The following is a 23,153-nucleotide window of genomic DNA, read 5'->3' on the forward strand; positions in this document are numbered from 1 at the left end:
AGGTGGATTCCGGGCGCGCCTTCACCCCGATCGGCCGCAGCGGCGACCTGCATGGACGGGTGCGCGGCCCGCCTAGCTGCTGGGCGGCGCGGTGGTCGTGGTGGTCCCGAACCCGGGGATCGGCAGGTCGTCGAGCCAGTTGCGCGGGGTGGACGTGGCCGGACTGCTCTGGGTCCCGGTCCCACCTGGCGAGCTGTTGCCCGGTTCGGACGACTCCTCCGATGACGAACTGCTCGGCACACTGCTCGACGACGACCGCGTGGTCGGCGGGTCGGTGTACTCCGGCTCGGGAGTGGCGGTGGTGCGGACGGCACGCGGCGTCGAGGCGGTCTCCGGCGGCGCGTACCGCTGCGAGGTGTAGCCATAGATCACCGAACACACGATGAACGCCAGCAGCAGCACCGCAGTGCTGGTGCGCAACCGTGTCTTGTAGATGTGCCGCCAGTCGCGGGGATGCTCGTGCTCGCCCATCACTCGTCCCCGTCGTTCATCGCATGCGCCGCGGGCGGTGCGCCACCGGACTCCGCGGTCCGACCCGGCGCCACGGAGATGCCGTCGACGGCCAGGGTCCGGACGATCGACACGCGCAGTGCCCGACTCACCTCGAACTGCTTGCCCGGCAGGGTGCGGGCGACGATCCGGATGGTGACCGAGTCGAGATCGAGCTCCACCGCACCCAGCGACGACGGTTCGTCGAGCAGCAGGTCATGCCACCGCGGGTTCTGGTAGAACTCCGAACCCACCCGGGCCAGCAGTTCGTTGACCCGGCTGATGTCGGCCTCGGCCGGGATCGGCACGTCGACCACCGCACGCGCCCAGTCCTTGGACAGGTTGGTCGCCTTGACGATCTGACCATTGGGCACGGTGATCACCTCCCCCTCGCTGGTACGCAGTTTGGTCACGCGCAGCGTGACGTCCTCGACGGTGCCCGTGGCGGTGCCGTTACCGGTGACCGTGAGATCGACCATGTCGCCGTAGCCGTACTGCTTCTCGGCGACGACGAAGAATCCGGCGAGGATGTCCTGCACGATCTTCTGGGCACCGAAGCCGAGCGCGGCGCCCAGCACGGCACCGGGCGCGGCCAGCCCCACCACCGACACATCCATCACGTTGAGGGCGTGGAGGATCGCCACGATCACCACCGCGACTATCAGTACCCACGCGACCACATCGACCAGGGCACGCCGGTACTTGGCGTCCTCGCTGCGGACGATCAGATCACTGTTGTGGAAGGTCTGCTCCAGGCGCTGCGCGTAGCGTTCGGCCATCCACCGGATGAAGCGGATGACCAGCAGCCCGCCGAGGATCCAGATCAGGATGTCGAGGCCGGAGACGGCCAGCCACACGTACATGCGGCCGATCAGCTCCTGGGTCGCGGTCCCGGGCGAGTCGCTCGCCAGCTGCATCAGATCAGGCGTCGGCATCAGCCATCCGCCAGCGGATCGCGGCCTCGATGAAGGTGTCGAGATCGCCGTCGAGGACCGCGGTCGGGTTGTTGCTCTCCACGCCGGTCCGCAGGTCCTTGACCATCTGGTACGGGTGCAGCACGTAGGAACGCATCTGGTTGCCCCAGCTCGACCCGCCGTCGCTCTTGAGCGCGTCGAGCTCGGCCCGCTCCTCCAGGCGCTTGCGTTCGAGCAGCTTGGCCTGCAGCACGCGCATCGCGGCCGCCTTGTTCTGCAGCTGACTCTTCTCGTTCTGACAGGTCACGACGATGCCGGTGGGGATGTGGGTCAGCCGGACCGCGGAGTCGGTGGTGTTGACCGACTGGCCGCCGGGACCCGACGAGCGGTAGACGTCGACACGCAGTTCGGTCTCGGGGACGTCGATGTGGTCGGTGGTCTCGACCACCGGCAGCACCTCGACCTCGGCGAACGAGGTCTGTCGGCGGCCCTGGTTGTCGAACGGACTGATCCGGACCAGGCGGTGGGTGCCCTGCTCCACCGACAAGGTGCCGTACATGTTGGGTGCCTTCACCGCGAAGGTCGCCGATTTGAGACCGGCCTCTTCGGCGTAGGAGGTGTCGTAGACCTCGACGGAGTAGTTGTGCTGCTCGGCCCAGCGGATGTACATGCGCATGAGCATCTGGGCCCAGTCCGCGGCGTCGACGCCACCGGCGCCGGAGCGGATGTTCACCAGGGCGTCGCGCTGGTCGTACTCCCCCGACAGCATGGTCTTGACCTCCATCGCCTCGATGTCGGCGCGGAGCGAGACACGCTCCTCATCGGCATCGGCGAGGGCGGCGGTGCGATCGTCACCCTCCTCGGCGTCGGCGAGTTCATAGAGGACCGGCATGTCCTCGAGGCGCTGGCGCAGCTCGGTGACGCGGCGCAGTTCGGCCTGCGCGTGCGAGAGCTCGCTGGTCACCTTCTGTGCGTGCTCCTGGTCATTCCAGAGTTCGGGGTCGGAGGCCTGCATCTCCAGTTCGTCGATGCGGCGACGCAACTCTTCCACGTCGAGGACCTTCTCGACGGTGGTCAGGGTCGCGTCGAGGGCTTCGAGATCTGTGGTCACGTCAGGTTGCACGGTTCTCCAGGGTAGCGACCCGACCACCGTTGGGCCCAACCCGCGCCGAACCCGGTGGCCACGACCGGATGCGAGGGACGGTGGCAGGGCTCGGGATCACTTGGTGAAGGGATCGGGATCGTCGTGCGTCGCCGGCGGCGGGAGCTCCCCGAACTGCCAGCTGCTCACGGCCTTGCCGGGCTTGTAGACGACGGGGTGGTCGGAGCCGATCTGCGGCCAGGGCTGACCGTCGTCGAGCACCATGGTCCCGTACACCTCGGCCGGTTCGGTCCCCGGTCCGACGATGGTGCCCGACACGGTGCAGAACGACTGCCCCTTGGAGTCGCCGTCAGGCCGGTCGCTGACACCGGTCAGGGTCAGCGTGCCCTGCACGAAACCCGCCCCGGTTCCGCTCATCCCGCCGACCGGCCGGCCCCGCATCTGCATGATCATGACGACCGCGAGCACGGCCAGCAGTGCGGCGATGGTGATGGCGATCCACATGCGGCTACCCTACCGGGCATGACCTCCGCCGCCGCCGGCCTCGACCTGCACGATGATCTCGAACTCGCCCTCTCCATCGCGGACGCGGCGGATGCGCTGACGATGAGCCGGTTCGGTGCGGTGGACCTGCACGTCTCCGACAAGCCGGATCTGACACCGGTCTCCGACGCCGATCTCGACTGTGAACGCCTTGTGCGTGAACGGCTCTCGGAACGACGTCCGGATGACGCGGTGTTGGGCGAGGAGTTCGGTGGCGAGGCCCGGCTGGAAGGCCGGCAGTGGATCGTCGACCCGATCGACGGCACCAAGAACTTCGTGCGGGGCGTGCCGGTGTGGGCGACGCTGATCGCCTTGCTCGTCGACGGCGTCCCGGCACTCGGGGTGGTGAGCGCCCCGGCGCTGCGGCGCCGGTGGTGGGCCGCATCGGGGCTCGGCGCGCACGCCGCCTTCGACGGCGCCGACCCGAGAGCGATCTCGGTGTCGGGGGTGGGCACGCTCGCCTCGGCGAGCCTGGCGTTCTCCAGCCTGTCCGGCTGGGCCGATCGCGGTGTCCGCCCGCAGTTCATCACCCTCACCGACGAGGTGTGGCGCGTCCGGGGATTCGGTGACTTCTACAACTACTGCCTGGTTGCCGAGGGCGCGGTGGACATCGCCGCCGAGCCCGAGGTGTCGCTGTGGGACCTGGCCGCGCTCGACATCCTGGTGCGCGAGGCGGGTGGGACGTTCACCTCGCTGGAGGGTGCGGCCGGCCCGGCCGGCGGCAGCGCGGTGGCCACCAACGGGCTGCTCCACGCGGCGGTGCTCGCGGCGTTGGCCCGCTGATCCGCCTCTCCGATCGACGAGGACGCGTCCTGTCCGAATGGCGAGTCCGGCCGCCGAACCACCATCCCGACCGTGACGCAGGTCATACCGTCATCGACATGACGTTTCCCGCCCTGACCCACGTGGCCATCACCGTCAGCGACCTGGCGGCGAGCACCGCCTGGTACAACCATCTGTTCGGCGCCGAACCCGTGCTCGACGAGGACGAGGAGTCGGGCACCTATCACCATGCCGTGTACGCCCTCGGCGGGGGCACCCTGTTCGGTCTGCACACGCACACCACCGCGGGCCCCGACGACGCCTTCGACGAGCGGCGGGTGGGCCTCGATCACGTGGCCTTCGCCCTGTCTCGCGACGAATTGGATTCGTGGACAGCACGTCTCGACGAGCTCGGTATCCCCCACAGCGGAATCAAGCACGCGCACTACGGCTCCGGGATCTCTTTTCGCGACCCGGACAACATCGCGCTGGAGTTCTTCGCACCCCCAGCCTGAGCCGACCTCAGACCTCGGTGCCCGATTCCCGGTCGAGTACCCGGAACTCGGTATCCGCGTGGGCCATGTCGGCGAGTCGCCCGTAGTGGATTCCGGTGCCGGCGTCGGACAGGATCGCCTGATGGATCGGCACCGCGACCCGCGGCGCCATGGCACGCAGATAGTCCACCGACTCACTGAGTTTCATCCACGGCGCCGCCGACGGCAGACCGAGGACATCGATCGGCTCGAACGGGATGTAGAACGAGTCACCCGGATGCAGGAACCGGCCGGTCTGCCCGGCGGAGTCGAGGATGTAGGCGACGTTGTCGATCACCGGGATCTCCGGATGGATCACGGCGTGGCGACCGCCGGTGGCACGCGCGGTGACCGACCCGATCGTGATCGCCCGACCGGCGTGCGCCGCGGTCCACTCCCCCGCCACGTCGTCGGCGTTCAGCTGGGCGGCGGTCTGCGGGTCGGCGAAGCGCACGGCCTGCGGGTTGGCGGCAACCAGATCCGGTAGCCGCGCGACGTCACAGTGGTCGGGGTGCTGGTGGGTGACCAGGATGGCGTCGAGCCCGGTGATCCCGTCGAATCCGTGCGACAGGTTCCCGGGGTCGAACAGGATTCGGGCCCCGTCGATCTCGACCAGCACGCAGGAATGTCCGAAGTGGGTCAGTCGCATACTCCCACTCTGCCGCAGATGCTCCACACATGCGCAGGGGCTCCCCCAAGAACCCCGGTGCGTCTGCGCATGTGTGGAGGCTTTGGATCAGAGGACGGCGGTCTCAGGTCACTGCGGTCTCAGGTCACTGCGGTCTCAGGTGACCGCCGGGAACAGTCCCCACCCGAAACCGGCGTCGACGCCGCGGGCCACGCCGTACACGAGGAACAGGACCAGCACGCCGATCAGCACCCGCACTCCCCACCGCGGCATCCGACCTCCGGTGCCCGCCCGGCGCGGACCGCGTCCGGTGATCACGACCCACAGCGCGCCGACCACGACGAGCGCTGCAACGGCAAAGGTCAGCGGCCCGAACAGGTTGAACGAGAATGCGTGGCCGAGATCGCCGTGCGCGGTCATCACCCAGCTGCGGGTCAGTCCGCAGCCCGGGCACGGCAGACCGGTGAGCCGACGGAACACGCACAGTTCGGGACCGTGCTGGATGCCGATCGGATCGAGCAGCGCCGCCGCGGCCAGCCCGGCCGCACCGAGTCCGGCGACGAGCAGCGCACCAGAGCGACCCACGCCACCCATGCCTGAACCCGTCTCCGACGGTGGGCGCGGCGGGACGGGTGCGTGCTGCTCGTGCGGGATCTCGACAGTCATCGACGACCAGCCTAAACCGCCTCCGTCGACAATCGGGTCGGTCAGTGGGGTGACAAACTTCTTACCGCGAAGTAAGGTTGGTTCTTACCACCGAGTAAGTTCCCACTCGGCGCCCCAACCGCTGCGAGAAATGGTGACCATGTCTACTACCACCGACCCACGTGACACCTCCGCCGTCGGCAAGAACCCGCATCCGCGCAGCTTCATCGGCACCGCCATGCGTGTGCTGACCACCGTCACCGGGTCGGAGTTCGCCGAAAAGTACCAGATCCGGGAACCGATCAACCGCATCGCCTACCAGGCGACCAAGACCGGCTTCCAGACCCTGGGTGCGGCGAACCGGGCGTTCAAGAAGGTCCAGGGCGGGTCGGGCACCGCGACCCGGCTGACCACCGCCCCGAAGGACTACTTCAACCTCAACCCCGACGACGAGCAGCAGATGATCGCCGAGACCGTGAAGGACTTCGCCGTCGAGATCCTGCGCCCGGCCGCCTACGCCGCCGACACCGCCGCGTCCACCCCCGACGAGATCCGTGCACGCTCCGCCGAACTCGGCATCACGATGATCAACGTCCCCGAGGAGTTCGACGGTGCCGCCGCCGAGCGCGGAGTGGTGACCAACGCCCTCGTCGCCGAGGCGATGGCCTACGGCGACATGGGTCTGGCCCTGCCGCTGCTCGCACCGAGCGGTGTGGCCACCACGCTGACCAACTTCGGCAGCGAGGGACAGCAGAAGACCTTCCTGCCCGACTTCGCCGGCGAGAACGTACCGCAGTCGGCCGTCGTGATCGCCGAGCCGCGTCCACTGTTCGACGCGTTCTCGTTGCAGACCAAGGCGACTCGCGTTCCCAGCGGCTACCGCCTCAACGGTGTCAAGTCGTTCGTCCCGGCCGCGGGCAGCGCCGAACTGTTCCTGGTGGGTGCCCAACTCGACGGCCGTCCGGCACTGTTCATCGTCGAGTCCGACTCCAAGGGACTGATCGTCGAGGCCGACCCGGGTATGGGTGTGCGTGCCGCCGGCATGGGCCGTCTGCTGCTGCAGGACGTCGCCGTCCCGGCGTACGCGCTGCTCGGCGAGCAGGAGGGTGACGCCGCCTTCGCGGCCTATCGTGACGTGGTGCGCCTGTCGCGTCTGGGCTGGTCGGCATTGGCCGCCGGGACCGCCAAGGCCGTCCTCGACTACGTGATCCCGTACGTCAACGAGCGTGAGGCCTTCGGCGAGCCGATCTCCAACCGGCAGGCCGTCGCCTTCATGGTGGCCACCATCGCCACCGAGCTGGATTCGATCCGCCTGGTCACCCTGCGTGGTGCGGCCCGCGCCGAACAGGGCCTGTCGTTCGCCCGCGAGGCCGCCCTGGCCCGCAAGCTGACCATCGACAAGGGTCTGCAGATCGGCCTCGACGGCGTGCAACTGCTCGGCGGCCACGGTTTCACCAAGGAACATCCGGTGGAGCGTTGGTACCGCGATCTCCGCGGCGCGGGCATCGGCGAGGGCATCGTCGTCCTCTGACGACCGGAATCCCAAGGAGCGCAAGACATGAGCATCAATCTCGAACTGCCCAAGAAGCTGAACGTCACGATCGATCAGGCTCATCAGGCCGCGGCCGAGATCTTCCGGCCGATCTCGCGCAAATACGATCTGCGCGAACATGACTACCCGGTCGAGCTCGACACCCTGGCGAGCCTGTACGACGGCCTCGCCGAGACCGGCCAGGCCGGTGCCGGTGCCGACGGCGGACGCAGCCAGAAGCCGTCCAAGCCCACCCCCGAGGGCGCGGTGGTCAACGGCGGCAACATGCAGTCGGTCCTCAACGTGATGGAAACCTGTTGGGGTGACTGCGGTCTCATGCTGTCGATCCCCTATCAGGGACTCGGCAACGCAGCGATCGCCGCGGTGGCCACCGATGAACAGCTCGAGCGGTTCGGCAAGGTGTGGGCCGCGATGGCGATCACCGAACCGAGCTTCGGGTCGGACTCGGCGGCGGTCAGCACCACCGCCACGCTCGACGGCGACGAGTACGTGATCAACGGCGAGAAGATCTTCGTGACCGCCGGGTCGCGTGCCACCCACATCGTGGTGTGGGCTACGGTCGACAAGAGCCTGGGCCGGGCCGCGATCAAGTCGTTCGTCGTACCGCGCGAGCACCCGGGCGTGGAAGTCGTTCGGCTGGAACACAAGCTGGGCATCCGCGTCTCCGACACCACCGTCCTGCGTTTCGACAACTGCCGCATCCCCAGGGAGAACCTCCTGGGTTCGCCGGAGGTCGACACCAAGAAGGGCTTCGGCGGTGTCATGCAGACCTTCGACAACACCCGGCCGCTGGTTGCCGGCATGGCCGTCGGCGTGGCCCGTGCCGCACTCGAGGAACTGCGGCGGGTTCTCGACGAGGTCGGCATCGAGGTGGACTACGACCGCCCGGCCATCGACCAGCACGCCGCCGCAGCCGAATTCCTGCGCATGGAGTCCGATTTCGAGGCAGCATACCTGCTGTCGATGCGGGCGGCCTGGATGGCCGACAACAAGCAGCCCAACTCCACCGAGGCATCGATGTCGAAGGCGAAGGCCGGACGCACCGTCACCGACATCACCAACAAGGTGGTCGAGCTGCTCGGCACGCTCGGCTACTCCGAGCGCCTGCTGGTGGAGAAGTGGGCCCGCGATTCGAAGATCCTGGACATCTTCGAAGGCACCCAGCAGATCCAGCAGCTGATCATCGCGCGCCGCGTGCTGAACAAGAGCAGCGCCGAACTTCGGTGAGCTGAGCCGCAGCAACACCGACGAGGGGTCGGTGCCCGGGTGACGACGTCACCCGGGCCTTGCTGTCTCTGCACCCGCGCCGTCAGCCGCGGGAGCCCGGCCCGTCGGCACGATCACCGACAACGCTGGTCGACCGAGCACCGCCTCCGCCCCACATCGGCACGATCACCGACAACGCTGGTTGAGCAGGTCGACCGAGCGCAGCGAGGACGCCCGACCGTCGAAACCTCCGCCGCTTCCGCACTGAGACGACCACCCCGGACCGGGGTCACGTTCCGAGCCCGGCCTGCGGAGATTTCGACACGCCTCGTCGCTCCGCTCCTCATCGGCTCAATCACCGTCAATACGGTCACGTTCCGAGTGCGGCCTCCCTCCACATCGGCACAATCACCGTCAACGCGGTCACGTTCCGAGCGCGACCTCCCCTCCACATCGGCACAATCACCGACAACGCAGGTCGACCGAGCGCAGCGAGGACGCCCGACCGTCGAAACCTCCGCCGCTTCCGCACGAAGACGACCACCCCGGACCGGGGTCACGTTCCGAGCCCGGCCCGCGGAGATTTCGACACGCCTCGTCGCTCCGCTCCTCATCGGCTCAATCACCGACAATACGGTCACGTTCCGAGCGCGACCTCCCCTCCACATCGGCACAATCACCGACAACGCGGTCACGTTCCGAGTGCGGCCTCCCCTCCACATCGGCACAATCACCGTCAACGCGGTCACGTTCCGAGCGCGACCTCCCCTCCACATCGGCACAATCACCGACAACGCTGGTCGACCGAGCACCGCCTCCGCCCCACATCGGCACGATCACCGACAACGCTGGTTGAGCAGGTCGACCGAGCGCAGCGAGGACGCCCGACCGTCGAAACCTCCGCCGCTTCCGCACGAAGCCGACCACGACCGGGGTCACTCCGGCCCATCACCGTCGCCGACCTGCGTATCGGCGGGCACGAGCAGCAGTGGCACGCGACGCGCTCCGATCAGCCGGTGCGCAACCGACTGTCCGAGAACCGAGTCGAGGTAGCCCATCAGCCCGCTGCGGGGACTGCCGACCACCACCATCAGTGCGCCGTAACGATCGGCGACCAGCGTCAGCAGATACGCGGGTGAACCGTGGCCGCTGTGATAGGTCCACGACGCGGGCACGTCGTCGAGCAGGGCGCGGGCGGTGGCCGCTTCCGCGGTCACGTTCGCGCGGTACTGCTCGTCCCAGTCGGGGGAGTCAGGATCGATCGGTTCGTCGTCGAGGTCGACGATGTGGACGATGTGGATGTGCGCGTTCAGCGGGACGGCGAGCGCCACGGCGAACCGCGCAGCGGCCAGGCTGTCGGGATGGCGATCCCAGCCGACCACCAGACAACTCTGCGGGGTCACGCGTGGTCGGGGCCCCGGTCGCCGACGCCGCAGCGGTCCGTCGTCTCGCGTGTCACCGTCTCGCGTGTCACCGTCTCGCGTGTCACCGTCTCGCGTGCCACTTCCCCCGGAGTCGGAGGTGGGCCGACCGAATGTGTTGTCCATCGCCGACTCCTCAGATCGCCCACGCCAGGATCAGCCCCAGCGCGCACGCGCCCACCGAGCACACCAGTGAGCCGACCGCATTGAGCGCCGAGAGCACGGCCTGCCTGCCCTGAGCCAGGCGGACCGTCTCGAAACTCGCGGTGCTGAACGTGGTGTACCCACCACAGAATCCGGTACCGATGACGGCCTGGACCGACGACGGCATCCCGTGCGAGATGACCAGGCCCGCCAGGGTGCCGAGCAGCAGTGAGCCGCTCACGTTGATCACGAACGTCCCCCAGGGGAACGTCGACGCACGAAGCTGCTTCACCGCACCGTCGACGACGAAGCGACACACCGCGCCGAGGGCGCCCGCCAGGATCACGGCGGCGGCGATCACGAGACCTCCCCCTCCCACATGCGGTGTGCCTGCCCGGCCGCCACGATGCCCGCCCAGCCGCACACCAGCCCGGCGATCACGCTGACCAGCGCATAGGCCACTGCCGTTCCCATCGCCCCGTGGTGCCCGAGCTGGGCGGTCTCGAGAGCGAAGGTGCTGTAGGTGGTCAGCGATCCGCAGAATCCGGTGCCGAGGCACAACCGCAACCGGCGACGACGGCCCGCGTCGTCGCCGGAGAGCACCAGGATCTCCAGGAGCGCCCCGAGGACGAAGGCCCCGGCCAGATTGACGCCGAAGGTCGCCCAGGGCCAGGCCACGCCGTGGGCCGGGAACAGTTCTTCGACGAGGTACCGCAGCCCGGTTCCGACGATGCCACCGGCAAAAACCAGGGCGATCGCCGAGACCTGCAGGTGCACTGGGCGTGCGGGGGTGTCCGGGTCGATCGGCAGGGAGGCGCCGAGCTGATGCGGTGATGGGTCCGTGCCCACGCCAGAGCTCCTTCCGGTGATCGGAACAGGAACTATCAGCCGGTCCGGGTCACCCCGGTGGAGGCGGTTCGGGTCGGGGTCCCGTCCACGGGTCCGACCGCCGGCGAGATCCATCGCCGCGATCCATCGTAGCGTCCGGCGCCCCGGAACACGCCGGACGCCTGCGAGTCCGCCCCACGTCTCCCTACCCGAGCTGCTTCGCCAGCGCCGAGAGCACGTCGACGTCCTCGATCGTGGACGGCACGGTGTACTCCTCGTGGTCGACGATCTGCCGCATCGTCTTGCGCAGGATCTTGCCCGAGCGGGTCTTGGGCAGGGCCGGGACCACGGTGACGTCACGGAAGGTGGCGACGGCACCGATCTCGTTGCGCACCATCGCCACGAGCTCGTCACGCAGCGTGTCCGGCTCGATCTCCACCCCGGCCTTGAGGACCACGTAGCCGCTCGGCCGCTGCCCCTTCAGGTCGTCGTGGATGCCGATCACCGCGCACTCGGCGACGGCCGGGTGCGCGGCCACGACGGCCTCGATGCTGCCGGTGGACAGGCGGTGGCCGGCCACGTTGATCACGTCGTCGGAACGGCCGAGCACGAAGACGTAGCCGTCGGTGTCGATGTAGCCGGAATCGCCGGTCAGGTAGTTACCCGGGAACGCCTTGAGGTAGGAGCTGCGGTAGCGCTCTTCATCACGCCACAGTCCGGCGAGGGTGCCCGGCGGCAGCGGCAGGGTGATCACGATGTTGCCCTCCACCCCGGCGTCGACCGGCTTGCCGTCGGCGTCGACGATGCCCACCCGATAGCCGGGCACCGGCACCGTCGGGGAACCGGCCTTGATCGGCATCGGTTCCAGCCCACGCAGATTCGCCGCGATCGCCCAGCCGGTCTCGGTCTGCCACCAGTGGTCGACCACCGGGATGCCGAGCACCGACGACGCCCACTCGAAGGTGTCGGGGTCGAGCCGCTCCCCCGCCGCGAATAGGGTCTTGAGAGACGAGACATCGTATTCGGCAAGCAGTTTGGCGTCCGGGTCGGCCTTGCGGATGGCGCGGATCGCGGTGGGTGCGGTGAACAGTGCCTTGGCCCGGTGTTCGGAGATGACCCGCCAGAACGCGCCGGCGTCCGGGGTGCCCACGGGCTTGCCCTCGTACATGATGGTCGTCGCGCCGGCCAGCAGCGGACCGTAGACGATGTAGGAGTGCCCGACCACCCAGCCGACGTCGGAGGCGGTCCACCACACGTCACCGGGTGCGATGTCGTAGATGTTGGTCATCGACCAGGTCAGGGCGACCGCGTGACCGCCGTTGTCGCGCACCACGCCCTTGGGCTTCCCGGTGGTGCCGGACGTGTAGAGGATGTAGAGCGGGTCGGTGGCGGCGACGTCCACCGGCTCGACCGGTGCGGCCTCGGCGATCTCGGTGTCCCAGTCCAGCCAGCCGTCGTGGTCGGCCGACGTCCCGGTGATCTGCGGGCGGTCCTTGACGATCACCGTCGACGGCGTGGTCTCCGACAATTCGAGCGCGCGGGCCACCATCGGTAGGTATTCCACGGTGCGGCCGGGTTCGAGTCCACCCGACGCGGTGATGATCGCGACCGGTTCGGCGTCGTCGATGCGGGTGGCGAGTTCCGGGGCGGCGAACCCGCCGAACACCACCGAGTGCACCGCTCCGATCCGGGCACACGCGAGCATGGCGATCGCGGCCTCGGGGATCATCGGCATGTAGACGATCACGCGGTCACCGGCCGTGACCCCCCGACCGGCGAGCACCCCGGCGAACCGGGACACCTCGGCGAGCAGTTCGGCATAGGTGAAGCGGCGTACCTCACCGACCATCGCGGAGTCCCAGATCAGCGCCATACGATCACCGTGGCCGGCGGCCACATGCCGGTCGAGCGCGTTGTGGCAGGTGTTGAGCCGGCCGTCGGGGAACCAGCGGTAGATCGGGGCCTGCGAGTCGTCGAGCGCCACGGTCGGCGCCTTGTGCCACTCGATCTCCGCAGCGGCGGCGAGCCAGAACGATTCCCGATCGGAAACGCTGCGCTCGAATGCCTCGTTGTACGCACCCACGTCGGCTCCTCATCTCATCACTCATGGTCGCGCGGCGGTCACAGGCGCGACATTGCTCCACCGAGCGTAATCAGCGTCACAGCTCGACGCGAGAGGATCAGACGATGTTCGACGACCGGTCGGTTCCGTTCGGCGAACGGCACCCGACCCGACAGTGCGTGTACACCTCTGCCGGCCGGGTTCGGACCTGGCCGTCCGGTCAGTTGGCGGCGTCGTAGGCCTCGATGATCTCCACCGAGATCCGGCCCCGGTCACTGATCTCGTAGCCGTTGTCGCGGGCCCAGGTGCGCATCGCCTGGGTGTCACGGCCGGAGCGGCGGGCCCGGATCACCTTCTTCGTGGCCCTGGCGGAGCGCGGTACCACCGATCGCGAATCCGTCGACCGGGAGGCCACGATGTAGCGCTCGAGATCGCGATGAAACTGGGTGGCATTCGACGGCGAGGTGTCGAATTCGTACTGCTTTCCATCGACGGTGAAATTCACCGTGACGGCGTCCTTGAGCGCTTTCCCGTCGAGATCGTCGACAATGGTGACAACGGTGCGACGTGCCATGATGGCTCCCCCTCGTGCTGATGAACATTCTCCCCGCGCGAACAATAGCACCGGGTGCGGGACAGATCACACATGAGGGCTGGATTCAACTGTTGCATTTCCCGGACGACCGTCGACGCCCCGACCGCTCACCATGGGAACGCGTCATCGGGACGGCGAAATGCCGTGCCCGCCGGAGTGCGCATCGTGATCCTCGCGACCCACGGCGTCGGCACCGCACGCGGGGGCGTCGTCACCGCAGCAGTCGCACTCGTGCCGGTTGATCGTCCCGAGGGGGCCGATGACGAGGAGGCCGGTCGACGAGGGCGCCGATCCTTCGCCGCGGGGCGCCGATGGTGCACAGCAGGCGTCGTCAGGGGTGTGCGCCGTCGCCACGGTGACGTGATGGGTATCGCCTGTACCGACAGTCGCGGTGGTCAGGCCCGGAAGCGACACGGTCCTGGCGGCCCTGATCGCGTTGAGGATCACCAGGACCTCGGCGGCTTCGTGGATGAGGACCACGGTGGCGAGTCCGAGAACACCGGTGGCGGCCGGCCCGATGAGCACGCCGATGATGAGCATCGCGAGAATCAGGTTCTGCAGCATGATCTTTCGCGCACGGCGGGCATGGGCAAGGACCTGCGGAAGATGCCTGAGGTCTTCACCCATGAGCGCGACATCGGCGGCTTCGATCGCGACATCGGCACCCATCGCCCCCATCGCGATACCGACGTCGGCGGTCGCCAGAGCGGGTGCGTCGTTGACACCGTCGCCGACCATCGCGATGGGCCGGCCGGCAGCGAACTCCTCGACCAGCGCCGCCTTGTCCTCGGGCCGTAGGTCGGCATGGACGACGGCGATCCCGGCCTGTTCGGCGAGCGCGCGGGCGGTGCGCACGTTGTCGCCGGTCAGCATGGCGGTCTCGATACCGAGACCGGTGAGTCGTTCGACCGCCTCGGCCGCCTCGGGACGGAGCTCGTCACGAACGGCGACCGCACCGATCACGGTGCCGTCGACCTCGACGAGAACGACCGTGGCGCCCATACGTTGCAGGTCGGCGATCTCCTCGGCGAGTACTCCGGTGCCGATCCACCCCGGACGACCCAGTCGAACCCGACGGCCGTCGAGGACACCGACGATCCCGTGCCCGGGCAGTCCGGTGACGTCGTCGGCGACCCGCGGGTCGGGTGGTGCGGAACCGAGGATCGCTTGTGCCAGTGGATGTTCGCTACGGGCCTCCAGCGCCGCCGCAGTGGACAACACGTCGTCCTCGGTCCCGCGATCGGCCGCGAGGACGGCGATGACCTGGGGTGCGTTGCGGGTCAGCGTGCCCGTCTTGTCCAAGGCCACGACGCGGATCCGGCCGAGTTGTTCGAGCGCGGCGCCGCCCTTGACCAGTGCCCCCTGCCGGCCGGCGGCTCCGACGGCCGCGACCACCGTGAGTGGAACCGCGATGGCCAGGGCACAGGGTGAGGCGGCGACGAGCACCACCAACGCTCGTTCGACCCACACCATGGGGTCACCGACGAGTGCGCCGATCCCGGCCACCGCGCCCGCGAGCACCATCATGATCGGCACCAGGGGGCGGGCGAGGGTGTCGGCCAGTCGTTGCGCACGCCCCTTGCGCTCCTGGGCGTCTTCGACGATGTGCACGATCCGCGCGAGCGAACTGTCGGAGGCCGGCGCCGTGACGTCGACCTCGATGGCGCCGCCGCCGTTGATCGCCCCGGCATGGACCTCGTCACCGGGGGCTGCTTCGACCGGCACCGATTCGCCGGTGATCGCCGACAGGTCGAGGCTGGTGACACCGGCGCGGATCACCCCATCGGTGGCCGCGCGTTCACCGGGGCGCACGACCATCACGTCCCCGACCCGTAGCTCGTCTGGTGCCACCTGCATCTCGATGCCACCACGGAGCACCGACGCCGATGGCGGCACCAGTGCCAGCAGTGCACGAAGACCACGTCGGGTCTTGGTGACGGCGTGGTGCTCGAGCCCCTCGGCGATGGAGAACAGGACTCCCAGCATCGCCGCTTCGGCGAACTGCCCCAGGGCGATCGCACCGATTGCGGCGATCGTCATCAGCGTGCCCACCCCGATGTGCCGATGGCGTACCAGGGCCACCACCGCCGACGGTACGAAGGACAGACCCGCGATCACCGCTGCCGCGATCTCGAGACCCGCCGACACGCCCGCCACCTCAGCACGCCCGACGAGCAGACCTGCGGTCAGCAACACCGCGGCCACAGCCGCGTACTGCAGCTCTCGGACCTGCCAGAGTCGCTCGCCCCGACCGTCGTCGCCGAGATCACCCACTCCACGCTCGCCCGCGGCCCCTGGGCCACAACAGCTTTCGGACATCATCGACCTCCACTTCCGGTCGGCCGTCGGCGAGACGCCGGACCTCGCCCCGATCGTCGAGCACCCATCAGCAACACCCGTCGGTCGACGACGTGGGACAGCAGGCCGGGTCCACCGCCAGCACCAGACCCAGCAGGTCATCAAGGGCACGCGCGATGCGGGGATCGGCGAGCTCGTATCGGCTCCGCCGCCCTTCCGGCACGGCGATCACCAGCCCGCACCCGCGCAGGCAGGCGAGGTGATTCGACAGGATCTGTCGAGAGACGCCGATCGCATCGGCGAGTTCTGCCGGATATCCCGGCTGGTCGCGTAGCGACAGCAAGACCTTTGTCCGCGTCGAGTCCGACAGCGCGTGACCGAACCTGGTCAGGGCATCCAGGCCGAGGGCGGTATCCACCTCCGGATAGTACATCGCTTTCTGTACAGAAGACCGTTCGATGCCGATTGGTCCTCGAGAGGACCCTCCGGAGCCGGCGCGACACCGACGTGAGAATCCCACCCGCACATGGACACCGGTCATCGAGGGGCAGCGGCCGGAAACGGGCAGGCACAATGCAGCAGGCCCGGTTCTCGTGGTGAGAACCGGGCCTGCGCGTCGTAGCGGGGACAGGATTTGAACCTGCGACCTCTGGGTTATGAGCCCAGCGAGCTACCGAGCTGCTCCACCCCGCGTTGGTGAATAGAACGTTACACGCCCGGTGCACACTCTCCAAAACGGCTGGTGAAGCCCATGAATCAGCAGCACGGACCCCTGGCGTCACCAGATTTACATATGTAAACTCTTTACATGCGTAAACCAGAATCGGCCTCGAGGAGACGAAGATCACGAGATCTCCTCGTCGGCGCGGTCGGTGAACTCCTCGATGCGCACGAACCCGACCAGATCACGATCACCGACGTCGTCAACCACGCATCCGTCACACGTCCGACGTTCTACGCGGTCTTTCCCGACCTGCCCTCGGCGTTCGCCGAGGCCGCCCTCACCCGGATGGCCGACGCTTTCGCGGGCGAAGCCGCCGTCGACGTCCCCGATGCCCGGCGCCCCGACGTGATGCTCGGCGCCATCACGCGAATCCTGACGCGCCTGGCGGCCGACGCCGGTTTCTACACCCGTGTGGTGAACGGTCACGGCGCCCACATCGTGCAGGCACAGGCCATCGCCTTCCTCGCCGACGAGCTGCTCACCAACACCCCTGTCTCTCAGGCACTCCGAACCGGACCACTGCCCGCCGAGACGTCGGCGACGGCAATCGCCGCCGGGGTGATCTGGACCGGCCTGCGGTGGCTCACCGCGAACCCGCGAGAGCCGGTCGGCGCCATGGCCGTCGAACTCCGCGACCTGGTCCTGCGGTCCGTGATCGGCGGACTCGGCTCGCCCGCAACCCAGCCGACCCGCGACAACGCCGAAGCCCCGGAGATCCCAGAAATCCCGGAAGTCCCGGACATCCCCGAAACCGCAGAGAGCGAAGGACTCACATGATCAAGGTCGACCAACCACTCCGCAGGCAACGTCTCGCCGCCCGCGACGCCCTCCGCAACGCCGGGACCCTCGCCTTCAAGCCGGTCTCGTCCGCCCAGTGGACCGACGTGTCGGTGTCGCGACGGGGGGCGATCCGCGTGCGGATCCAGCACGACGACATCGCCGGTGTCACACCGGAGATGATCCGGTGGTGGTTCGAGAACCTGGCCGGCACCACCACCTGGAACGGCGTCGACGTCACCGGCCCCGAGGTCTTGCACTACCACCTGTGGCATCACCGTGACCACATCCGGATCACACCGCTCACCGACGCCCCGGACGGAACACCCAACGCCGGGTTCCGAGTGGGCGCACTGTCCCGGATCGACGAGCAGTTCAACGACTATCGCGATCGCATCCACCAGGTGATGCGTACCACCCGGCTGGATTCCACCGAGTTCACCTTCGACATCCTCGGTCCCGCACGTATCCCCGCCGGACGCATCATCCATCGATACGCACCGGTGGACGGTGGAGTGAGCTTCTATGCCGAGACGGTCATCGACGTCCGGGTGCCGATCCTGGGACCGGTGCTGAACTGGCTGGTACGGCCGTTCCTGTTCTCACGCGCGACCGCCGATCACTGGATCCGCCACAACATCGAGGAGACCGGGCGCACGGCGGACATCCTGCCCGCGATCCATGCGGCCGCGCACGCACCCGCCCGAGCGTGATCCCGCTCGCGGCCTGTGATCCCAGACACGATGCCCTGCAACGGTTCTGGAGAAGGCAAGAAACCCGCCCGGTTTCCCGGGCGGGTTTCTTCGTTGGTAGCGGGGACAGGATTTGAACCTGCGACCTCTGGGTTATGAGCCCAGCGAGCTACCGAGCTGCTCCACCCCGCGTTGGTGAACACAACGTTACAGGGTCGTTGTCCGCCAATGCAAATCGCCCTCGGGAGAGTGCGTGATCAGCGAAAACACCTGTGGCCGTGAACACATCCAACATCGGCGGGATCAGTTCCCACCGAGCGATTCGTACTGCTGAACCGCCTTGTTGAGCTCGTCGAGTGCCTGACCGTAGCCGGTGAAGTCACCCTTGGTCTGTGCCGCCTTGAGCTTGTCGAGGGCGTCGCCGATGGCCTTCACCGCGGCGTCGCGCTGCGGGTTGGTGCCCGACGGCTGGGTCGGCGTCGTGGGCGTCGTCGGCTGCTCGACCTGACCGTCACTGCCGTCGGACTCGTCGTTCTGGCCGATCGGGATCTGCGCGGCACTGCTCGGGTTGATCCCCACCTGCGCGAGCGCCTCGGCTGTCGTCGGCGCGTAACCGACCCGCCCCTCGTACCGGGTGATCACACGGAACAGACGCGGATATGTGGCCTCGACGCCCTTCGCCTGCGCATACATCGGGACGACGTAGAGCACACCGTTGTCGCCCACCGGAAGCGTCAGCAGGTTGCCGAAGGTCACCGTCGCGGTGTTCTCCAGACTCTTGCGACTCTCGGCGACGCGCGAGTCGGTCTGCATCGGGTTGAACGCCTGTTTCGGACCCTCACGCTGGGTGTTGGGCGGTAGTTCCTGCACCGTGATCTGACCGTAGGTGGACGGATCGCTCGACACCGTCACATAGGCCGCGAGGATCGGTCGGTTCAGTCGGGTCAGCACCGAGGTCAACTGGAACGAGGCCTGCCCGTCCTTGGGGCTGCCGGCCACGAAGTAGTACGGCGGCTGGTCGAGATTGCGTGCCGTGGCGTCGTCGGAGGTCGGATCCGAGGGCACCGACCAGAAGTCGTTGGCCTGGAAGAAGGTCTCCGGCGAGCTGACATGGTAGCGGCTGAGCAGAGTCCGCTGGATCTTGAACAGATCCTCCGGGTACCGCAGGTGCTCCACGAGGGACTTGTTGGCGTCGAGCTCCGAGCGCGGCTTCACCGACCCGGGGAACACCTTCATCCAGGTGCTGAGCACCGGGTCGGTCTTGTCGAACTGGTACAGGGTGACCTCACCACTGTAGGCATCGACGGTGGCCTTCACCGAGTTGCGGACATAGGCCACGTCGCGGTTGACCTGCACGCGCCCCGTCTCACCCTGGTTGGTGTTCTGCGCGTCGTTGGTCGCATCCTGCAGCGACGTCTTCTGCGCGTACGGGTAGGTGTCGAGGGTGGTGTAGCCGTCGACGATCCACTTGATCGACCCGTCGGCCAGCACGGCCGGATAGGTCTTGGTGTCGACGGTCAGCCACGGCGCGACCTGCTTGACCCGGTCCCGCGGGTCACGGTTGTAGAGGATGCGCGAGTTCGAGTTGATCTCGCTCGACAGCAAGAAGTTCCGCTCGGTGTACTTCACCGCATAGAGCATCCGGGTGGCCCAGTTGCCCAGCGAGACACCGGACGATCCCTCGTAGGTGTACTTGGAGTCGGCGGTGTCGTACTCGCGCGCCGCGCCACCGTCGGAGCCGACGATCGCATAGTCGGGGTTGATCTTGGCGATCAGCTCACCGAAGTACACGCGCGGCTGTGTGACCTTGATCGGCGCGTTCTTGAGGTACTCCTCGGTTCGGTAGTTGCTCAGGTCGCTGACGTAGAACAGCGGCTGGCCACCACCCTCGAAGTTCTCGTTGTCGGCAGACGCCGCCTGCGCGACCGTGTTGGCCGGCGAGGCGACGAACCCGTTGCCGTGGGTGTACACGAGGTGCTTGTTGAGCCAGTTCTGCTGGTTCTCGCGGTAGCCGCGCGGATCGAGTTCGCGCAGCGCGACCACGAAGTCACGCAGTTGCCCGTCGATGTCGTAGCGGTCGACGGCGAGCTGCTGCGGGAAGCCGTAGAAGTTCTGCCGCTGCTGGATCTGGGTGAACGCCGGCGAGACGATGTTCGGGTCCAGCACACGGATGTTCGACAGGGTCGCGGTGTCGGCGTTGACCGTCGCCTGGTTGACCGGGTCGCCGGTCCAGTTGCTCTGCGTGGTGACGTGATCGGATCCGATCCCGTACGCCTGCCGCGTCGCATCGATGTTGCGCTGGATGTACTCCGCTTCCTTCTGCGCCGCATTCGGCTTGACCGAGAACTGCTCCATCGTCAACGGCCAGCCGACGCCCATCAACAGCGCCGAGAACAGCATCAGCACGGTGGCGATGGCCGGGATGCGCAGATCCTTGAGCACGATGCCGGCGAAGAACGCGAGCGCACAGATGATCGCGATCGCCATCAGGATCAGCTTGGACGGCAGGACGGCGTTGATATCGGTGTAGCTGGCGCCGTTGAAGATCTCGGCCTTGCGGTCACTCGACAGCAGCGCGTACCGGTCGAACCAGTACGACACCGCCTTGAGCAGCAGGAACGTCCCGGCGAGAATGGCGAGCTGGATGCGGGCGGCATTGGTCAGCGAACCGTTGCCGCCCCCGAGGCGCAGGCCACCGAACAGGTAGTGCGTGATCAGGTTCGCGATGAACGCGATCACGACGACGACGAACAGGAAGTTGAGGACGAACCGGATGAACGGCAGCTCGAACGCGTAGAAGCTGATGTCCATACCGAACTGCGGATCGGTCACCCCGAAGCTGGTGGAGTGCAGGAAGGTCTGCACCGTGACCCAGGAACCCTGGGCGACCAGCCCGGCGAGCAGGCCGATCAGCAGCGGCGGCACGATGCCGAACCAGCGCACGCGCCCCATGATCGACGCCCGGTACCGGGCCAGGGGATCGTTGGGTCCCGTCGTCGGCACGAACACCGGACGGGACCGGTATGCCAGCGCGATGGCACCGAAGATGATGAGCCCGACGATCAGCGCGGTGATCAGGAACAACAGCACCCGAGTCCACACAATCGTGGAGTAGACGTTGGAGTACCCCAGATCGGAGAACCACAGCCAGTCCGTGGCGATCCCGACGAAACGCGGGCCGACCAACAGAATGACCAGCAACGCCACCCCGATACCGATGGCGATCTTGCTCTTGCGCGACAGTGTCGGCAATCCTGCCGGCCCGCGTACGCCCACCTGACCCACTCTCCAAAATGCTCAATCCGGACATCATCCGGTGCGCCCGTCACTCACCGATGCGAGTTTGGCACCACTGTACTGGGCGCCACAGTCACCTCGGGGACCTCACCGGACACGGCTGTGTGCTGCGTCTCATCGGACAACGCGACCGGGTGCGTCCCGGTTCCCTCATCCCGCCCCGAGGTCCGGCCCGGATGGTCCGGCCGCAGGTGGTCGACCCCGGCCGGCAGGGCATCATGAGAGGTGATGAGCGATCTCACCGCCCCCAGGAGCCCCTTCTCCCCCGACGACCTCGGCCGTGCGCTGGCCGACGCCCTGCGCTTCGTCTCGTCCACCGACGGCATCCCGAGCGCCGACGCCGGCCGCGCACCACAGGTGTTCGCACTGGTCCCGACCGCGCTGCTGGCGCAGCTGCAGCCCGATCTGGTCTCCGCCGACGACGATTCCGCGCTCAGCCCGATCGCCGAGGAACCGCTGCCGGCGACCGCGGTCGCCGAGCCGCATGCGGTGCTCGAGGAGTTCCTCGCGACGGCGTCGTGGCCCGACGCCGTGGCCGGGGCGGCCGTCGTCGTCGACATCCTGATGCTGCCGCCGGACGCGCGGCCCGACCTGCCCACCGCCGACGGCTCGTCGCCGATCGCCCTGCGGTCGGCTGCCACCACCCATCCCGACAGCCGGCCGGCCCGGCTCGCGGTGGGCGCGCTGCGTCACGGCCGCAGCCTGGCGTTGGTCGAGCTGTGGTCGGACGAGGGCATCCCCGAACGGCGCACCCATCCCGATCTGGCCCGCGACCTGCAGGACGCACTGGCCGCCTCACTCGACGGATGACGTGACCCGGGACCGGTGCCCGGGATTCACATGTCGGCAGGACGGGACATCAGCCGTACCGGACGTCAGCAGTGCGGCGCGTCCCTGCCCGCACCGATCGCGTCGAGCGCCTCGACCGCCGACTGCAGTGAGGTCACCTTGACCAGCTGGAGTCCGTCCGGGGCATCCGATTCCGCTTCGGCGCAGTTGTCCGCGGGCACCAGGAACACCGTGGCCCCGTTGTCGCGGGCGGCCCGGGTCTTGTGGGTGACGCCGCCGATCGGCCCCACCTCACCGGTGTCGCTGATGGTGCCGGTGCCGGCGATGAACTTGCCGCGGGTGAGCGAGCCGGTGCTGAGCTGATCGACCACCGACAGCGAGAGCATGAGTCCCGCCGACGGTCCGCCGATGTCCCCGACGTGGTAGTCGATCTGCACATTCGGGTCGGCACTGCGCACCTCCGGGGTGACCCCGAGGTAGGCGACGTCGGTGGTACCCGGTCGCTTACCGGTGGTGACGGTGACCGTCTGCGGGGTTCCGTCGCGGACGATCGCGATCGGGATCTGCTCGCCGGGGTGCAGGTCGGCGATCGTCGAGCGCACCTCCTCGGCCGTGGACACCGCCTTGCCGTCGACCGACACGATCACGTCCCCGGTCTCGAGCACCGTGCCCGCCGGACCACTCGGTTCGACGTAGGCCGCGACCAGCGCAGTCGGCCGCTGCAGAAAGCGCAACGCGGCCGCGGTGGCGGTGCTCTCCGAGTTGCTCATCTGATCGAGGTTCTGCTGCCGGGTCTGCTCGGTGGTCTGTCCCGGCGGGTACACCGTCTCGCGGGGCTGCACGGAGTAGGTCCCCGACATCCACATCCCGATCGCCTGGAACAGCGACAGTCCGTCGGTCACGCCGACGGTGGTGAGGTTGAGGTGACCATCGGCCTTGTCGACCTGGGTACCGCGGATCTCGACGACCGGGACCTCGCGGCCGTTGTCGTCGATCGTGCCCAGGGTGTTGACCGTCGGCCCGGGGCCGAGCGCCACGAACGGCACCTGCACGCGGGTGCCGGCGACGACGAGCACCAGCAGGATCAGGACGGTCACCGCGACGGTGACGATGCGGCGGGAGGACGGCGCCTTCATTCCGACCACCCTAACG

The 23,153-nt window shown here is 67.9% G+C and carries 22 protein-coding genes and 2 tRNA genes; 7 read left to right on the forward strand and 17 right to left on the reverse strand.

The window, feature by feature from the left end; all coding sequences use genetic code 11:
• Positions 1 to 72: 72 nt before the first annotated feature.
• The 4 genes from ACWDUA_RS12495 to ACWDUA_RS12510 all read right to left on the reverse strand — a co-directional run bounded on the left by ACWDUA_RS12495 (position 73) and on the right by ACWDUA_RS12510 (position 3,009).
• Positions 73 to 471, reverse strand: a complete 399-nt coding sequence (locus ACWDUA_RS12495) for a hypothetical protein (protein WP_449751328.1) — start codon at positions 469 to 471, stop codon at positions 73 to 75.
• Positions 471 to 1,424, reverse strand: coding sequence for a mechanosensitive ion channel family protein (locus tag ACWDUA_RS12500; RefSeq protein ID WP_449751329.1), 954 nt, complete (start codon positions 1,422 to 1,424; stop codon positions 471 to 473). Before ACWDUA_RS12500 ends, ACWDUA_RS12495 begins: the two co-directional genes overlap by 1 nt.
• Complete coding sequence (prfB, locus tag ACWDUA_RS12505) at positions 1,411 to 2,526, reverse strand: peptide chain release factor 2 (protein ID WP_449751330.1); 1,116 nt, start codon at positions 2,524 to 2,526, stop codon at positions 1,411 to 1,413. Before prfB ends, ACWDUA_RS12500 begins: the two co-directional genes overlap by 14 nt.
• Positions 2,527 to 2,622: 96 nt before the next feature.
• Entirely contained in the window at positions 2,623 to 3,009 is a 387-nt protein-coding gene (locus tag ACWDUA_RS12510; protein ID WP_449751331.1) for a hypothetical protein, read from the reverse strand.
• Positions 3,010 to 3,027: 18 nt separating this feature from the next.
• Here ACWDUA_RS12510 and hisN point away from each other — a divergent pair, with 18 nt between their 5' ends.
• Both hisN and ACWDUA_RS12520 read left to right on the forward strand, forming a co-directional pair.
• Positions 3,028 to 3,831: a histidinol-phosphatase gene (hisN, locus tag ACWDUA_RS12515; protein WP_449751332.1), complete on the forward strand. Its 804-nt coding sequence runs from the start codon at positions 3,028 to 3,030 to the stop codon at positions 3,829 to 3,831.
• Between the two features lie 98 nt (positions 3,832 to 3,929).
• Positions 3,930 to 4,325: a VOC family protein gene (locus ACWDUA_RS12520; RefSeq protein ID WP_449751333.1), complete on the forward strand. Its 396-nt coding sequence runs from the start codon at positions 3,930 to 3,932 to the stop codon at positions 4,323 to 4,325.
• 7 nt (positions 4,326 to 4,332) lie between these two features.
• Here the strand turns inward: ACWDUA_RS12520 and ACWDUA_RS12525 are convergent, their stop codons facing one another.
• Together ACWDUA_RS12525 and ACWDUA_RS12530 are read right to left on the reverse strand one after the other, a co-directional pair.
• On the reverse strand, positions 4,333 to 4,992 hold the full coding sequence (locus ACWDUA_RS12525; RefSeq protein ID WP_449751334.1) for an MBL fold metallo-hydrolase: 660 nt from the start codon (positions 4,990 to 4,992) through the stop codon (positions 4,333 to 4,335).
• Positions 4,993 to 5,127: 135 nt separating this feature from the next.
• Positions 5,128 to 5,637 carry a DUF2752 domain-containing protein gene (locus ACWDUA_RS12530; protein ID WP_449751335.1) on the reverse strand — a complete coding sequence of 170 codons (510 nt, stop codon included), beginning with the start codon at positions 5,635 to 5,637 and terminating at the stop codon, positions 5,128 to 5,130.
• 139 nt (positions 5,638 to 5,776) lie between these two features.
• Between ACWDUA_RS12530 and ACWDUA_RS12535 the strand changes: the two genes are divergently transcribed.
• Both ACWDUA_RS12535 and ACWDUA_RS12540 read left to right on the forward strand, forming a co-directional pair.
• Positions 5,777 to 7,147: an acyl-CoA dehydrogenase family protein gene (locus ACWDUA_RS12535; RefSeq protein WP_449751336.1), complete on the forward strand. Its 1,371-nt coding sequence runs from the start codon at positions 5,777 to 5,779 to the stop codon at positions 7,145 to 7,147.
• A 27-nt stretch (positions 7,148 to 7,174) separates the two neighbouring features.
• Positions 7,175 to 8,395, forward strand: coding sequence for an acyl-CoA dehydrogenase family protein (locus ACWDUA_RS12540; protein WP_449751337.1), 1,221 nt, complete (start codon positions 7,175 to 7,177; stop codon positions 8,393 to 8,395).
• A 914-nt stretch (positions 8,396 to 9,309) separates the two neighbouring features.
• On the opposite strand, the gene ACWDUA_RS12545 is transcribed toward ACWDUA_RS12540, so the two are convergent.
• The 8 genes from ACWDUA_RS12545 to ACWDUA_RS12580 form a co-directional block, all read right to left on the reverse strand.
• Positions 9,310 to 9,777, reverse strand: a complete 468-nt coding sequence (locus tag ACWDUA_RS12545) for a universal stress protein (protein WP_449751429.1) — start codon at positions 9,775 to 9,777, stop codon at positions 9,310 to 9,312.
• 154 nt (positions 9,778 to 9,931) lie between these two features.
• Complete coding sequence (gene crcB, locus ACWDUA_RS12550) at positions 9,932 to 10,300, reverse strand: fluoride efflux transporter CrcB (RefSeq protein ID WP_449751338.1); 369 nt, start codon at positions 10,298 to 10,300, stop codon at positions 9,932 to 9,934.
• Positions 10,297 to 10,788, reverse strand: coding sequence for a fluoride efflux transporter CrcB (gene crcB / locus ACWDUA_RS12555; RefSeq protein WP_449751339.1), 492 nt, complete (start codon positions 10,786 to 10,788; stop codon positions 10,297 to 10,299). The genes crcB (ACWDUA_RS12550) and crcB (ACWDUA_RS12555) overlap by 4 nt, the downstream gene beginning before the upstream one ends.
• A gap of 184 nt (positions 10,789 to 10,972) precedes the next feature.
• Entirely contained in the window at positions 10,973 to 12,850 is a 1,878-nt protein-coding gene (locus ACWDUA_RS12560; RefSeq protein ID WP_449751340.1) for a propionyl-CoA synthetase, read from the reverse strand.
• A gap of 199 nt (positions 12,851 to 13,049) precedes the next feature.
• Positions 13,050 to 13,403, reverse strand: a complete 354-nt coding sequence (locus ACWDUA_RS12565; protein WP_449751341.1) for a histone-like nucleoid-structuring protein Lsr2 — start codon at positions 13,401 to 13,403, stop codon at positions 13,050 to 13,052.
• Between the two features lie 144 nt (positions 13,404 to 13,547).
• Entirely contained in the window at positions 13,548 to 15,743 is a 2,196-nt protein-coding gene (locus tag ACWDUA_RS12570; protein ID WP_449751430.1) for a heavy metal translocating P-type ATPase, read from the reverse strand.
• 67 nt (positions 15,744 to 15,810) lie between these two features.
• Positions 15,811 to 16,155 (reverse strand): ArsR/SmtB family transcription factor, encoded by a 345-nt coding sequence (locus tag ACWDUA_RS12575; RefSeq protein ID WP_449751342.1) that lies wholly within the window; start codon positions 16,153 to 16,155, stop codon positions 15,811 to 15,813.
• A gap of 186 nt (positions 16,156 to 16,341) precedes the next feature.
• Positions 16,342 to 16,415 (reverse strand) — tRNA-Met (locus ACWDUA_RS12580).
• 115 nt (positions 16,416 to 16,530) lie between these two features.
• On the opposite strand from ACWDUA_RS12580, the gene ACWDUA_RS12585 reads away from it, so the two are divergent.
• Together ACWDUA_RS12585 and ACWDUA_RS12590 are read left to right on the forward strand one after the other, a co-directional pair.
• Positions 16,531 to 17,223, forward strand: coding sequence for a TetR/AcrR family transcriptional regulator (locus tag ACWDUA_RS12585; RefSeq protein WP_449751343.1), 693 nt, complete (start codon positions 16,531 to 16,533; stop codon positions 17,221 to 17,223).
• Positions 17,220 to 17,936 carry a hypothetical protein gene (locus tag ACWDUA_RS12590; protein WP_449751344.1) on the forward strand — a complete coding sequence of 239 codons (717 nt, stop codon included), beginning with the start codon at positions 17,220 to 17,222 and terminating at the stop codon, positions 17,934 to 17,936. Before ACWDUA_RS12585 ends, ACWDUA_RS12590 begins: the two co-directional genes overlap by 4 nt.
• 94 nt (positions 17,937 to 18,030) lie before the next feature.
• Here the strand turns inward: ACWDUA_RS12590 and ACWDUA_RS12595 are convergent.
• Positions 18,031 to 18,107 (reverse strand) — tRNA-Met (locus ACWDUA_RS12595).
• A gap of 111 nt (positions 18,108 to 18,218) precedes the next feature.
• On the reverse strand, positions 18,219 to 21,200 hold the full coding sequence (locus ACWDUA_RS12600; protein WP_449751345.1) for a UPF0182 family protein: 2,982 nt from the start codon (positions 21,198 to 21,200) through the stop codon (positions 18,219 to 18,221).
• 240 nt (positions 21,201 to 21,440) lie between these two features.
• Between ACWDUA_RS12600 and ACWDUA_RS12605 the strand changes: the two genes are divergently transcribed.
• Positions 21,441 to 22,022 carry a PPA1309 family protein gene (locus tag ACWDUA_RS12605; protein WP_449751346.1) on the forward strand — a complete coding sequence of 194 codons (582 nt, stop codon included), beginning with the start codon at positions 21,441 to 21,443 and terminating at the stop codon, positions 22,020 to 22,022.
• Between the two features lie 65 nt (positions 22,023 to 22,087).
• Here ACWDUA_RS12605 and ACWDUA_RS12610 read toward each other — a convergent pair whose 3' ends face one another.
• On the reverse strand, positions 22,088 to 23,137 hold the full coding sequence (locus ACWDUA_RS12610) for a YlbL family protein (RefSeq protein ID WP_449751347.1): 1,050 nt from the start codon (positions 23,135 to 23,137) through the stop codon (positions 22,088 to 22,090).
• Positions 23,138 to 23,153: the final 16 nt, after the last annotated feature.

The sequence above is a fragment of the Gordonia sp. NPDC003376 genome, from assembly GCF_053589235.1.